Origin of the sequence: Actinoplanes sp. M2I2 (assembly GCF_023544445.1) — a bacterium.
In the GTDB taxonomy this organism is placed as follows: Bacteria; Actinomycetota; Actinomycetes; order Mycobacteriales; family Micromonosporaceae; genus Actinoplanes.
The window spans coordinates 183210-196774 of sequence record NZ_JALPVJ010000010.1 but is presented as its reverse complement, the minus strand read 5'-3'; the positions used below and the strand labels follow the sequence as shown (position 1 = coordinate 196774).

Below are 13565 nucleotides of genomic sequence, written 5' to 3'. Positions count from 1 at the left end.
CTCTAGGCTCGGCTGATGGCCGCCATCGCATTCTCCGACATCGTCCCGGCGCCCAAGGCGCTGCTGCACGACCACCTCGACGGCGGGCTCCGCCCCGCCACCATCGTGGAGCTGGCCGACCGGGTGGGCCACCAGTTGCCCACCACCGACCCGGTCGCGCTGGGCGAGTGGTTCGTCGCGGCCGCCGACTCCGGGTCGCTGGAACGCTACCTGGAGACGTTCGCGCACACCGTCGCCGTCATGCAGACGGTCGAGGGGCTGCATCGCGTGGCCAAGGAGTGCGCGCTCGACCTGGCCGCCGACGGTGTGGTCTACGCCGAGGTGCGCTACGCGCCCGAGCAGCACCTGGAGGGCGGGCTGTCCCTCGACGAGGTGGTCGACGCGGTGAACGCCGGCATCGCCGAGGGCGCCGCCGAGGCCGCCGCGCAGGGCACCCCCATCCGCATCGGCGTGCTGCTGACCGCGATGCGGCACGCGGCCCGCTCACAGGAGATCGCCGAGCTCTCGGTGCGCTACCGGGACGCGGGGGTCGTCGGCTTCGACATCGCCGGCGCCGAGGCCGGCTTCCCGCCCACCCGTCACCTCGACGCCTTCGAATACCTGCAGCGTGAGAATTTCCACTTCACCATCCACGCGGGCGAGGCCTTCGGCCTGCCGTCGATCTGGCAGGCGCTCCAGTGGTGCGGGGCCGACCGGCTCGGTCACGGTGTGCGTCTGGTCGATGACATCACCGGTACGCCGCCGGACGGCGACATCGTTCTCGGCCGTCTCGCGGCGTATGTCCGGGACAAGCGCATTCCCCTGGAGCTGTGCCCGTCGTCCAACGTGCAGACGGGAGCGGCGCCGTCGATCGTCGAGCATCCGATCGGTCTGCTGCACGATCTGCGTTTCCGCGTCACCGTGAATACGGACAACCGGCTGATGAGCGGCACGTCGATGTCCCGCGAGATGGCCCTGCTGTGCGAGGCCTTCGGCTGGGGGTGGACCGATCTGCAGTGGCTGACCATCAACGCCATGAAGTCGGCCTTCATCCCGTACGACGAGCGGCTGACGATCATCAATGAGGTCATCAAGCCTGGTTACGCCAAACTCCTGGGCTGACCGGGCACGCTTGGTCCCGATCGCCCGATGGCAACCGACATTGCCGGTTCGGCGGTACTGATCATCCGTTCGGCCAGAATGGTGCCTACAAAAGTTGCGAAATCGGGCATCTCACCTTGCCGATCGTTCGCGACCGCGCCATCGTCTCTCCTGCCGCGATCCTTTACGATCGGGCCCGATCGTTCGGCGTAACCCCCGCGCCGGCTCGATTGGTCTGAGTGACTCAAGAGAACAGGCACATCTACATACCGTGATATCGACCGGCGATGTCCCCGCTTCGGCGGAGCAACATCGCGTCACACAACCGGTCCGTGTCCGGCGGCCCTTTCTCTTTGACACTCGTCGTGATGGAATCTCGGGGGCCCGACGCGGCAGTCGGCCGTGTGCGGCGCCCGGCGAGCCGAGTGCCGGGGCCCGAAACAGGAGGACGGTGACGTGAGCAAGCGCCCCCAGACGGCGACCGGCGTCATGTCGCGTCTCCGTCGCCCGGCCGATCGGCTGCGAGATCTGCCGATCTGGTCGAAGCTTGGCTTGATCATGTTGGTGCCCACCCTGGCGACGATCATCGTCGGCGTCAGCGGCCTGGTCGACCACATCGAGGAAGCCAACAACGCGGAGCGCGCCCGCACCCTTTCGGTGCTGTCGGAGGCGGCCGGTGGTCTCGTCGACCACCTGCAGAACGAACGCGCCTACGGCATGATGATCACCACGATCAAGGACACCAAGAGCCCCGATTACACCAAGGCCAAAGAGCAGTACAGCGCCGAGAACGCCCTGGTCGACGCGGCCAAGGCGCCGTATTCGCAGCAGAAGGCGGCGCTCGACGACGTCCCCGAGAACGTCAGCACGCTGTTGCTCCGCCTGGACCGCAACCTCGAAGAGCTGCCGGCTCAGCGCAGCCAGATCGCGAACAACCGGCCCGGCACCGAGCAGGTGGTCGAGGAGAGCTACACCAAGCTCATCGACGACCTTCTCGGCGTGCGTGACGCCGCCGCGCAGCTGGCCAGCGACACCGAGCTGAGCGACCACCTGCGGTCGGTCGCCGCCGTGGCCCGCGCCAAGGAGTACATCGCCCAGCAGCGCGACATCGGCCACGAGATCCTAGGCGAGGGCCAGCTGACCGAGCAGTTGCGGCGCGACTTCCTGCTCGCCGACACCGGCTTCGAACTCGCGGGCACCACGCTGCACTCCGTCGGCCTCGCCCCGGACGTCACGGCCTTCGACCGCATCCAGAACCTCCCGGCCGGCCGGGCCGCCACCAACTACACCGGTCAGCTCGACCGTCTGCAGGGCGCGAACGTTCGCAACATCCCGTTCAACACCGCCAACTGGGAACAGGCGATGACCGGGTACAACGACGAGTTCCGCACGGTCGAGTCCCGGATCGACTCCGAGATCGTCGCGCAGGCCACCGACCTTCGTAACGACGTGAACCGGCGGGTCTTCCTCGAGACCAGCATCCTGCTCGGCATGCTGCTGCTGGCCATCCTCTTCGCGTGGCTCGTCGCCCGGTCGATGGCCCGCTCGCTGCGCGAGCTGCGACAGGGTGCGCTCTCGGTCGCCCAGTTCGGCCTGCCCCACGCGGTGAGCCGGCTGCGCGATCCGCAGCTGTCCACGTCGCTCACCCCGGCTCAGCTCGCCGACCAGATCGCCGAGCCGCTTCCGGTACGCAGCCGCGATGAATTCGGTCAGGTGACCGAGGCGTTCAACGCGGTCCACCTCGAGGCTGTCCGCACCGCGGCCGAGCAGGCCGCCCTGCGGGCCTCCGTCGCGACGATGTTCGTCAACCTCGCCCGCCGCTCCCAGATCCTGGTCGACCGGCTCATCGGTCACCTCGACCGGCTGGAGCGCGGCGAGGAGGACCCGGACCGGCTGGCCGAGCTGTTCCAGCTCGACCACCTGGCCACCCGGATGCGCCGCAACGACGAGAACCTCCTGGTCCTCGCCGGCGCCGACTCGACCCGCGTGCAGCGCGAGCCCGCGGCCCTGATCGACGTGCTCCGGGCCGCGCAGTCCGAGGTCGAGCACTACACCCGCATCGAGTTCGGCATGATCGACCGGGACATCGAGGTGGCGGCGCACGCCGTCAACGACATGGTCCACCTGGTCGCCGAGCTCTTCGACAACGCGACCGCCTTCTCGCCGCCCAACTCGACGGTCATCGTCGAGGCCCGGCGGCTCGGCGACGACGCGCTGCTCTCGGTGGAGGACCGCGGCATCGGCATCAGCCGCGAGCAGCTGCGCGAGCTGAACGAGCGTCTCGCCAACCCGCCCATGGTCGACGTGGCCGTCTCCCGCATGATGGGCCTGGTCGTGGTCGCCCGGCTGGCCAACCGGCACGGCGTCAAGGTCGAGCTCCGCCCGGCCGACACCGAGCGGGGCACGGTGGCCGAGGTCGGTCTGCCGCTCTCGGTGCTGACCCCGAGCCAGGGCCAGAACGTGCTCCCCGGAGGCCGCGCACAGCTCGGCGCCGGCTACGACGAGCAGGGCCGGCCGGGCATGCCCGAGCCGCTCGCGCTCGAGAGCGGTCGCGGCGGCTACCCGAGCGGCAGCTACCCGACCGGTCGCCCGTTCGACCCGAACCCGCCGATGAACTCGGGCGGCATGCTCGGCACCAACGGCCGCTCGGTGCCGGCCTGGTCCGACCTCACCGGCGCGTCGTCCAACGGCTTCGGCGCCAACGGCTCGCTCAACGGCGGCAACGGGAACGGCAACGGCAGCAATGGCAGCAACGGCTTCTACGGCCCGCGCAGCAACGAGGCCATCCCGCCGCTGCCGTCCGGTCCTGGCGGTCCGCCGTCGTCGCCGCAGGGCTTCTCCACCGCGCCCGACGGGCTGCCGCAGCGCCGCAACGGCGACCAGGGCCGCCCCGACGGCGACGCCAACGGCTTCGGCGCCACCATCCCGCGCCAGCTGCCGGCCAACCCCGAGATCCAGGGCCGCAACCCGTACGTGCCGCCGGTGTCGGCTCCGCCGGTGCCTCCGGTCTCGGCTCCGCCGGTGCCGTCCGGCCCGCCCTACGGCGGCCGCCCGACGTCGTCGCCGACCGGATCGGAACCTCCGGTCTCGGCCCCGCCGACCGGTGCCCAGTCGTTCGCCCCGCCGGTCTGGCCGCCGGTCGCCCCGGAGCGGGACAACCCGGCCCCGCACGTGCCCGAGAGCCTGGCCGCCGCGCTCGACATGACCGCCGAGCTGCCGCGCTACCGGCCCGAGCAGCGTGGCGACCAGCGCCCGCAGGTCGAGCGCCCGACCAACCCGCAGACCGCGCCGATCCCGGCGTCCGCCCCGCCGGCCTCGCCGGTGTCCGCGGCCCCCACGTCGGGCGGCCCGCAGACCGAGGCGGAGCGCGCCGAGTCGCAGCGGGCGTCCGCGGCGGCCCGGGCGGCTCACGAGGCCGCGACCGCGCAGGCCGCCGAGGCTCAGGCCACGGCGGCGGCGCAGATCGCCGCGGCCCAGGCCGCCCGTCAGCGGGACAACAACCAGGGCCAGTTCGCCGACGAGACGATGGAGCTGCCGATCTTCCGGGAGCTCGAGTCGGCCTGGTTCACGACGGCCCGTCCGGCCGATGCCAAGCCGTCGGCCAACGGGCTCGACGAGCCGGTCAGCTCGCAGCGGATCCCGACCGGGGAGCCGTCGCGATCGATCGGCGTGCCGCAGCAAGCCGTCTCGCCCGAGTCTCGCGACCGGGATCCGGCTACTGTGGGTGTCGGCGCCGCCAACGGCGCCGGTTCCAACGGGATCAGTTCCAATGGGATCAGTTCCAACGGCATCAGTTCCAACGGCAACAGTTCGAACGGAAGCGTCGCCACGAACCCGTGGCAGACCGCGGCCGACACGGGCTGGCAGGCCGCTCAGGCGGCGGCCGAGGTGGCAGTCGATACGACGACCACGGCGGGTCTGCCCAAGCGAACCCCGATGGCGCAGCTCGTGCCGGGTGGGGTCGATCGCGAAGACCGATCCGTCCAGCGCCGTACCCCCGAAGGTGTCCGTGGTCTGCTGTCCGCCTACCACCGCGGTGTGCAGCGCGGACGCACCAAAGAATCGACCAACCCGGAGGAGACTCCGGGAGGGCAGCAGTCCTCGCAGGCTGGCAAGGAGCATGAGGCATGACATCTACGCAGGATCTCGGTTGGCTCCTGGCCAACTTCGCCGACCGCGTTCCCGGCGTCGCACATGCGATCGCGGTCTCCGCTGACGGCCTGCTCCTGGCGGCGTCACGGGACCTTCCCCGGGACCGCGCCGATCAGTTGGCCGCCATCGCGTCCGGCTTGGTGAGCCTCACTCAGGGCGCCGCGCGGTGCTTCGAGGGTGGCGCCGTGCTCCAGACGGTGGTCGAGATGGACAACGGGTTCCTTTTCCTGATGTCCATCTCGGACGGCTCGTCCTTCGCGGTGCTCGCGGCGCGCAGTTGCGACGTGGGCCAGGTGGGCTACGAGATGGCCCTCCTCGTCGACCGTGTCGGCGAGGCGCTCACCCCGGCCCCGCGTTCCGCGGCCGGCGTCCTCGGCTGAACGGGCAGCCGGCCGGTTATTTCGGCCGCTGTTCAAAAAGTTGACAACAAGAGACACTTCTAGGGGTTCGAGGAAGGGGTGAGCGGTGACGATGCCCGAACGCGATGAGCCGACCGGCGCGCTGGTGCGGCCGTACGCCGTGACCCGTGGTCGGACCCGACCGAAGCTTGAGATAGCGCTGGAAGCGCTGGTCGAGACAACCGTTCGCGGCCGATCTGGCATGATGCGCGGCGGGCAGGGTGGAAGCGAGCATCAGTACATCGCGGCGATGTGCGACGGCGGCCGAGTTCAGTCGCTGGCCGAAATCGCTGCACGCATGCAACTGCCGCTCGGTGTGGCTCGAGTCATCGTCGCCGACATGGCCACTGATGGTCTTGTCGCGGTGTACGAGCCCACCTCGCTGGACGACGAGACCGACGCGGTAGGCACGGAACTGCTGGAAAGGGTGCTGAGTGGACTTCGCAGGCTCTGACATGTCGCACCGTCCCTCTGCGGGGCGCGTGACGTCGGCGAAGATTGTTATCGCCGGCGGGTTCGGCGTCGGTAAGACGACGCTGGTCGGTTCGGTCTCGGAGATCACCCCGCTCACCACCGAGGCCATCATGACCTCGGCGGGTGTGGGTGTCGACGACAACCGGCAGGTTCCGGGGAAGATGACGACCACCGTCGCCATGGACTTCGGCCGAATCAGCATCGATCGCGACCTGATTCTGTACTTGTTCGGAACACCGGGCCACACGCGTTTCTGGTTCATGTGGGACGAGCTGGTGCGGGGCGCGATCGGTGCGGTCGTGATGGTGGACACTCGGCGTCTCGCCGACTGCTTCGCCGCGATCGACTTCTTCGAGCACCGTCGCCTTCCGTACCTGATCGCGATCAACTGCTTCGACGGCATGCAGTATCACAACGCCCAGGACGTTCGGGACGCGCTGGCGATCTCGAGTGACGTCCCGGTGGTGAGCTGCGACGCCCGCAACCGTGAGTCGACGAAGAACGTCCTCATCTCGCTGGTCGAGTATGTGCTGACGATGCGTCGGACACGCGCGGTCGCGCCCGCCTGACAGTCGGTCGAAGCCCCGCTCCGCTAGGTCGGAGCGGGGCTTCGCCATGTCCTCCGGCCGTTTCGGAGCCGCCGTCTTTCCCGGGTCGCTTCGTCAGGACGTGCTGACCAGCAGGGCCGGCAGCTCGACCAGGTCGTCGATGGTCAGCGCCGGCCGGTACGAGTCGGGGTCGGCCCGCAGCATCGCGGCCCCGGGATGCGCGGCGTTGGTCACCAGCACCGGCCGCATCCCGGCGCGGCGGGCGCCGTCGTGTTCGCGGCTGCCGCCGTCGCCCACGAACCAGCAGTCGGCGGCGGCCACCCCGAGCCGGTCGGCCGCGGTGGCGTACAGCCTTGGGTCCGGCTTGCGGCAACCCTCCTGCCAGGAGAAGACGGCGGCGTCCAGGCGCGAGGCGTACGGCGTGGTGGGCCAGGCCTCGCACAGTTCGCTGGAGCAGTCGCTGATCAGTCCCAGCCGCCATCCCTGGGTGCGCAGGCGGTCCAGCAGCTCTAGAGCTCCGGGCCGGGGAACGCGTACCCGCTCGGCTCCGGCCCGCTGCGCGGCCACGGCAGCGTCAAGCCGGTCGCCGGTGGGCTCCACGCCGCAGCGGCGAGCCATGGCCAGCAGCGTGTGGCGGGTGTCCCCGTACGAGCCGACGATGCGCTCCGGAAAGCTCGCGGCCATCACCGCCCAGAAGTCGGCGAGCGGAACGCCCAGGGCCTCGGCGGTGCCAGCGAAGGACGCCCGACGGTGGGCCTCGGCCGCCGGGTCGGTCAGCGTGCCGAAGAAGTCGAAGACGATCGCGCGCACCCGGACATCATGGCAAGCGGCCGGCCCGGGAAACCGGTTGTGCCCGGTGACACGCGTCGGCAGGATCGCACCAATGCGTGCTTTCGTGACTGTCGACGACGTGACCGGGCTGATGGCGGAGCATTTCGGCAGCGACCGGCGGGTGAACGCACTGACCCGCCTCACCGGGGGCACCAAGAAGGGCGTCTACCGGCTGGTCCTCGATGACGGCACGTCAGTGGTCCTCTATGTCTGAGCGGAAGCGGAGAACTACTGGCCGGGGGCCGCCACCGTGCCGGACGATCCGTTCACCGACGCGTCGGCGGCCTCCCTGTTCGCCGGCAATCAGGCGTTGCTGGCCGGGGCCGGCGTCCGCGTCCCCGACCTGCTGCTGATCGACCGCGACCGTCGTCATCTCGACGCCGACCTCGTGCTGGCCGAGGATGTCGGCAGCGAGACGCTCGAGTCCAGGATGGAGCGGGATCCGGCTGCGGCCGCCGGACCGGTCGACGCGCTGGCGACGGCGTTGCGGCGCATGCACACCACGTTCGGTCCCGACTGGGGCCGCCCGGACCCGGCCGTCGCCCAGACCCGGCCGCCCGAGGAGATGATCCTGGAACGCGCGCTGCTCCACCTCGGCAGCGTGTCGACCCGCGACGACCGGCTCGCGGCCGCCCGCCCCCGGATCGACGAGCACCTGCGTGCTCTGCGCGGCCACGTCACAGCCCGGCACGAGTACGCCCTCATCCACGGCGAACTGGGCCCCGACCACGTGTTCCTGTCGGCGGCGGACGAGCCGGTGATGATCGACATCGAGGGTGTGACCTACTTCGACGTCGAGTGGGAGCACGCCTTCCTCCAGCTGCGCTTCGGGTCCGCGTACGAGTCGTTGCGCCCGGTCGCTCTCGATCCGGCCCGGCTCGAGTTCTATCGCTTCGCCCAGGTGATCGGGCTGATCGAGGGGCCGCTGCGGATCGCCGGCACCGACTTCCCGGACCGGCGGTGGATGCTCGATCTCGCCGAGTTGAACATCGGGAAGGCCCTGGCCGCGGTGGTCTGAGCGCCCTCAGCCGAGCAACGGGAGCTTGCCGACCAGCTTGTCGAGCGGGTTGCGCGGTCCGACGATGCTGACCGCGTAATAGTCCAGGCCGTCCGCCGCGGTGCGACCCACCGTCTCGAGATATTCGCTGTAGACACGGGTGTGCTGGGCCGCGGCCGGCATGTCGGCGACGAAGAAGTCGGCGCGAGCGGCGGCCTTGGCGCGGATCGTGCGCAGCGTGGCCGGGTCGGCGGCGAGCACGGTGCAGCCGGCCCAGGGCAGCCCGGGGTGCGGGTTGCCGTCGGCGTCCACGGCGGCCGCGCCGAGCAGGCCGGACACCGCCTGCGTGGTGGCCGCGGCGGTGCAGATGGCGGCGTTGGCCGCTCGCCCGGCGGGCAGCTCGCCGTCGACCACGACAACCCACTTCAAACGGGCGGCGCGGGTCGGCGCGCTCTGGTCGATCTCGTCCGCGGTGAATCCGATCATTGTCTGCTCTCTCCGTGCGTCTGTGCAGCCTGCGACCGGAATGCTAGGCAGGTGTTAGGTTGAGCCGCAACAACTCCGTACTAGTCTCGGCAGAAGGATGGAAACGGTGGACCTGGACGAACTAGATACGGCGATCCTGCGGGAACTGCAGTCGGATGCACGGAAGACCAACCGGGAGGTCGCCGCGGCAGTCGGCGTCTCGCCCACCACCGCGCTCGACCGCACCCGGGCCCTCCGCAAGCGCGGCGTGATCCGCGGGGCCCTGCTCGACCTCGATCTCAAGGCCATCGGGCGACCGGTGCAGGCCCTCATCGCCATCCGGATCCGGCCGCCGTCGCGGCGCAACATCGAAGCGTTCCGTGAGTGGGTCAGCACCCTGCCCGACACGCTCGGGCTGTACGTCACGACCGGCACCGACGACTTCATCGTGCACGTGGCCGTCCCCGACAACGACAGCCTCTACGAGTTCGTGATCGACCGGCTCACTCAGCGGCCCGAGGTGGCCGACGTGCGCACCTCGATCGTCTACGAGCACATCCGCAACAACCGGATCCGTCCCTCCCGCTGACCGCCCGCGGAGGGAGGATGGGCTCATGACGAAGCTCGATGGAAAGCAGATCGCGGCGGAGAAGCTGGACGGCTGGGTCTACCTGCCCGGCGGCCTGCACACGAGGATCGAGACCAAAGACTTCGGTACGGGTCTGGCGCTGGTCAACGCCGTCGGTGAGGTGGCCGAGCAGATGAACCACCACCCCGACGTCACCCTGCGCTACTCCGCCGTCGACCTGCGCCTCACCAGCCACGACACCGGCGGCGTGACGTCCCGCGACGTCCGCCTGGCCCGAGCCGTCTCGTCGGTGGCGTCCGCGCTGGGCCTGCGGTTGTCGGTGCTCGACGTGTCCCGCGTCGAGTGGGCGCTGGACAGCCCGGCCCACGAGACGGTCCTGCCGTTCTGGGCGGCCGTCTACGCGATGCGGCCGGACGACGGCGATCTCCAGGACCCGGCCGGTCAGCTGCCGGCAATCTGGTTCCAGCGTTCCGGCTCCGAGGAGCCCCGGCAGCGCTGGCACCCGGACATCTGGATCGACCCGGCCCAGGTCCAGCCCCGCATCGACGCGGCCGTCGCCGCCGGCGGCACGCTGGTCAGCGACGCCGAGGCGCCGGCCTTCTGGGTGCTGGCCGACCCCGAAGGCAACCGGGTGTGCCTCTGCACCTGGCAGGATCGCGGCGCCTCGAGCTGAGGCGACGTGCGCACCTGGCAGGATCGCGGCGCCTCGAGCAGGGGCGACGTGCGCACCTGGCAGGATCGCGGCGCCTCGAGCAGGGGCGACGTGCGCACCTGACCGGTGAGCACCTCCCAGGTGCGCTCCCGTCCGCTCAGGCGCGGGTCAGCGCGCTGACCGGGCCGCTCAGGCGTGGGCCAGGGCGCTGACCAGGCCGCGCATCTCGCGGAGGACGCTCGGGTGCGGGCGGCGCCCGCCGGTGTCGACGACCTCGGACACCCCGGCCAGCAGGCGCTCGGCGGTGGCGACGTCGCCCAGCTGGACGACGGCCTGGGCGGCCAGCCAGTCGCAGTAGGTCCGGCCGGCACCGGCCCGGCGCAAATCCTCGACCAGCACCAGGCAGACCTCGTCCAGGCCGGCCGCCAGCACCAGCCGGGCCAGGAAGTCGGTGCCCTGCAGCCACTCCGGCGTTCCCGGGAAGAGCTCCCGCAGCGTCTCCAGGGTCTCGGCCGCCTCCTGCCGGCGCCCGGCACCGATGAGGCTGCGGCCCAGGTCCAGCATCGTCCGGGCGATGAGCGGACGGTCCTCGGGCGTGAGCTCGGCCAGCGCCCGGCGGGCCAGCTCGGCGTTCCGCAGGGCCTTGGCCGCGCGGACCTCGGGACGGGCGTAGCCGCCGTGCCGCAGCACGACGGCCTCCCGGGGTGCCGCGACCGTGTGCGGAGGACGCCCGTCCACCCCGACGAGCCGCTCGTGCACCCGCCCCTGCCAGCAAACGGCGCCCGCCCGGAACAGGTGCGTGGCCGAGTTCGTGTACGGCAGTTCGTCGTGCTCGTTGTCGACGTCGACTTCCACGACGTCGGCCGGGCACTCCGCCAGCATCGCCCGCAGGGCCCGCGGATCTCCCCGGTAGCGCTGGTCGGCGTCCACGCTCAGCACCCAGAGAGCGCTCCACCCGTCCAGAGCGGCGTTGCGGGCCGCGGCGAAGTCCTCGGTCCACCGGCCGACGGTCACGGTCGCGCCGAGCTCTGCGGCGATCTCGGGGGTTCCGTCGACCGACCCGGTGTCATGGACGTGCACCTCGTCGACCACACCCTCGAGCGACGCCAGACAGGCCGGCAGGTCGACCGCCTCGTCGCGCACGATCAGACTGGCGGCCAGAAACGGAATGCTCACTCCTGCATGTTCGACCCACCCACCACCGACCTGACGCGTAACGACGACCCCGTCGCCCACCCGGTCGACCCTGACGCCGGGTAGCTGGGAAAGCGCTCGCCCCGCCGCCATCCGGTGATAGGCGCTGCCCGAATCTGCCCCGCAAATCCGGCCGCCGGACGTCAGCTGATCCCGGCTCCCACTCCGCAGCCCACCCCTGCAGCACGCCGATTCAGCCGCCGGACGTCGCCGAGTCCCGCGCACTGCTCAGGCCGGGCGATGGCCGGGCGATGGCCGGGTGACGGCCGGATGACGGTTCGGGAGGCATGACACGCCTGACAGCGCAGCCACGGAAATCCCGTACAGCCTGGGCATCTATCGTCACACAGCGGCACATCATGGTGACGTCACGGCGAGCGGAGGCAGGATGCCCGAGGACAACACTTACGTACGGGATCAGAACGCTCGGGTGGATCCGATGTTCACCCTCGGGACGATCACCGTTGCGGAGCTGCGCACCATTCTGGCCGACCTGCCCGGCGAAGCCGTCGTCGTCGTCGGGCCTGACGAAGCAGGAGAGGACGACTGTTCACCGCTGGCCGATGTGGAAGAGGTCTGGTATCTCCCCACTGCCGGCGAGTCGGTTCCCCTCGGACGCGATGCCGACGGAAACGTCCACGAGCCAGGATCCCGTGATCTGTACGCCGTGCTCCTACGTCCCACCAGTCGCCGGTGACATCAGCCCTGACCGCCTTCCCCAGCGGCATGAGCGGCTGAAGGATCGAGGCAGGCGCGTCCGGGGGACAGCTCGCCGCGTCCTTGAGTTCGAAGTCCCCGCCCGTCGTGGCAGAACACCTAGGACGACGCCAAGAACTCGCGGATCGCGGCCAGCCAGCGGGTCGGATTGTCGAAGTGCGCCATGCGGGCCGCGTCGGGTATCTCGGCCAGCGTGCTGGCCGGCAATGCGGCGTGCAGACGCCGGGCTGTCCCGATCGGGAAGCTCATCTCTTTCGCGCCGTGCAGGATCAGTACCGGCCCGCCCCAGTCCGACAGCACGCCGGGGGCGTTCTCGGGTCCGCCTGGCAGCAACTCTCCACTGGCGTAAGGCCGGTTGTAGTCACTGGTGAAGCGGACTTGATCGAGGATCTGCCGCCAGGCGTCGAGGCGGTCGAGGCTCCACACCTGCAGGGGCGCGTCAGCGTTGGCCATCGCCCTGCTCAAGGCGCCGTCCGGCGCTGACGGCCCGGTCAGCACCGGGTCGTCGAAGCTGATGTCGGTACACCTGAGGCGGCGCTGCCGGTACTCGGCGGATTGTCTGAGCTCGCCGTCGAAGTCGGCATACGCCGTGGTCGAAGCCAGGATCAGCCGGTTGACGACATCGGGATGTTGCTCCACGAGACGCATGGCGATCCGGCCCCCGAAGGAGAATCCGAGCACATCGACGGGCCCGGCGGACAAACCCTGGAGAGCGCGGCGACGTCGTCGGCGAGCAAGGGAGGTTGCAGCCGGCTCTCCGCAAGGTCCCCGATCGGGGGCGTCCGGTGGCTGCGCCCGCAACCACGCAGGTCGAACAGGACGACCTGGGCCGTGTCGACCAGGTCAGCGACAGTTGGCAACAGATAGCTGTGATCCCAGGTCGGACCGCCGTGGATCACCATCAGCACGGGCAGATCGCGATGCCCGAAGCGGCGGACGAACAGGTCGACCCCGTTGAGCCGGACGACGGCTCCCTCCTCAGCGACGTCATCCAAGGTGGCCCTGTTCACCGTCCTGATCCCAGATCCACGGCCGGGGGCCGGCGGGCGACATGGAGCTCAGGACCACCAGCAGCACGCGCTTTCGGAGACGACCCGCGCGGACCTCGGATCGTCACTGAGTTCGAGCTCGCAGTTCCTCGCGCAGCGTGCGCACCTCGTCCGGGACAGGGTCGGGGAAACGGGGCGCCGATTCGGCGATCGCCTCGGTCTTCTCCTCGCCGATCACCTCGGTGATGGCCTCCCACAGCACGGAACGGGCCCGGGCGAGACGCGGTCCGACGAGCCAGTCGGTGACGAACTGGTCGAGCGTGGCGGCGTCGGCGTCGGCGTCGGCCTCGCGGGCGCCGATGCGGTCCAGCGAGATGACGATGCTCTCCAGGAGCCGGGCAGTTTCGACGGCCTTGTCCAAGGGGATCGCGACGAACGGGTCGGAGCCTTCAGCGTTCATGGTGGGCTGAACATACGCC

At 70.3% G+C, this 13565-nt stretch carries 13 protein-coding genes and 2 pseudogenes; 9 read left to right on the top strand and 6 right to left on the bottom strand.

All coding sequences use genetic code 11. From position 1 onward, the window contains the following. The first annotated feature begins 15 nt into the window (after positions 1–15). From HJC40_RS22040 to HJC40_RS22020, 5 genes are all read left to right on the top strand, one after another. Positions 16–1101 (top strand): adenosine deaminase, encoded by a 1086-nt coding sequence (locus tag HJC40_RS22040; protein ID WP_250003194.1) that lies wholly within the window; start codon positions 16–18, stop codon positions 1099–1101. Positions 1102–1536: 435 nt separating this feature from the next. Further along, complete coding sequence (locus HJC40_RS22035) at positions 1537–5211, top strand: sensor histidine kinase (protein ID WP_250003192.1); 3675 nt, start codon at positions 1537–1539, stop codon at positions 5209–5211. After that, positions 5208–5612 (top strand): roadblock/LC7 domain-containing protein, encoded by a 405-nt coding sequence (locus HJC40_RS22030; RefSeq protein ID WP_014447580.1) that lies wholly within the window; start codon positions 5208–5210, stop codon positions 5610–5612. The genes HJC40_RS22035 and HJC40_RS22030 overlap by 4 nt, the downstream gene beginning before the upstream one ends. 91 nt (positions 5613–5703) lie before the next feature. Then, the gene (locus tag HJC40_RS22025) at positions 5704–6084 is read left to right on the top strand and encodes a DUF742 domain-containing protein (protein WP_250003444.1); all 381 of its coding nucleotides are present in this window, start codon (positions 5704–5706) and stop codon (positions 6082–6084) included. A 1-nt stretch (position 6085) separates the two neighbouring features. Further along, positions 6086–6673: an ATP/GTP-binding protein gene (locus HJC40_RS22020; RefSeq protein ID WP_250003443.1), complete on the top strand. Its 588-nt coding sequence runs from the start codon at positions 6086–6088 to the stop codon at positions 6671–6673. A gap of 93 nt (positions 6674–6766) precedes the next feature. On the opposite strand, the gene HJC40_RS22015 is transcribed toward HJC40_RS22020, so the two are convergent. Next, complete coding sequence (locus HJC40_RS22015) at positions 6767–7462, bottom strand: HAD family hydrolase (RefSeq protein WP_250003191.1); 696 nt, start codon at positions 7460–7462, stop codon at positions 6767–6769. A 73-nt stretch (positions 7463–7535) separates the two neighbouring features. Between HJC40_RS22015 and HJC40_RS22005 the strand changes: the two are divergent. Continuing rightward, positions 7536–8501: pseudogene (locus tag HJC40_RS22005) on the top strand (phosphotransferase family protein). A 6-nt stretch (positions 8502–8507) separates the two neighbouring features. Here HJC40_RS22005 and HJC40_RS22000 read toward each other — a convergent pair. Further along, positions 8508–8966, bottom strand: a complete 459-nt coding sequence (locus tag HJC40_RS22000; RefSeq protein WP_250003188.1) for a DUF2000 domain-containing protein — start codon at positions 8964–8966, stop codon at positions 8508–8510. 97 nt (positions 8967–9063) lie between these two features. On the opposite strand from HJC40_RS22000, the gene HJC40_RS21995 reads away from it, so the two are divergent. Together HJC40_RS21995 and HJC40_RS21990 are read left to right on the top strand one after the other, a co-directional pair. Further along, the gene (locus HJC40_RS21995; protein WP_250003187.1) at positions 9064–9534 is read left to right on the top strand and encodes an Lrp/AsnC family transcriptional regulator; all 471 of its coding nucleotides are present in this window, start codon (positions 9064–9066) and stop codon (positions 9532–9534) included. A 25-nt stretch (positions 9535–9559) separates the two neighbouring features. After that, complete coding sequence (locus tag HJC40_RS21990) at positions 9560–10207, top strand: 4a-hydroxytetrahydrobiopterin dehydratase (RefSeq protein ID WP_250003186.1); 648 nt, start codon at positions 9560–9562, stop codon at positions 10205–10207. A gap of 168 nt (positions 10208–10375) precedes the next feature. Here the strand turns inward: HJC40_RS21990 and HJC40_RS21985 are convergent, their stop codons facing one another. Beyond that, positions 10376–11362, bottom strand: a complete 987-nt coding sequence (locus HJC40_RS21985) for a glycosyltransferase (RefSeq protein WP_250003184.1) — start codon at positions 11360–11362, stop codon at positions 10376–10378. 406 nt (positions 11363–11768) lie between these two features. On the opposite strand from HJC40_RS21985, the gene HJC40_RS21980 reads away from it, so the two are divergent. Next, positions 11769–12077: a hypothetical protein gene (locus tag HJC40_RS21980; RefSeq protein ID WP_250003182.1), complete on the top strand. Its 309-nt coding sequence runs from the start codon at positions 11769–11771 to the stop codon at positions 12075–12077. A gap of 119 nt (positions 12078–12196) precedes the next feature. Here HJC40_RS21980 and HJC40_RS21975 read toward each other — a convergent pair whose 3' ends face one another. From HJC40_RS21975 to HJC40_RS21970, 3 genes and pseudogenes are all read right to left on the bottom strand, one after another. Further along, a complete protein-coding gene (locus HJC40_RS21975; RefSeq protein ID WP_250003180.1) occupies positions 12197–12898 on the bottom strand; it encodes an alpha/beta fold hydrolase in 702 nt (233 codons plus the stop codon). Beyond that, positions 12880–12999: pseudogene (locus tag HJC40_RS46635) on the bottom strand (hypothetical protein); the annotation flags it as partial. The pseudogene HJC40_RS46635 and the gene HJC40_RS21975, both read right to left, overlap by 19 nt. A gap of 211 nt (positions 13000–13210) precedes the next feature. After that, positions 13211–13546 (bottom strand): hypothetical protein, encoded by a 336-nt coding sequence (locus HJC40_RS21970; RefSeq protein WP_250003179.1) that lies wholly within the window; start codon positions 13544–13546, stop codon positions 13211–13213. Between the last annotated feature and the right edge of the window lie 19 nt (positions 13547–13565).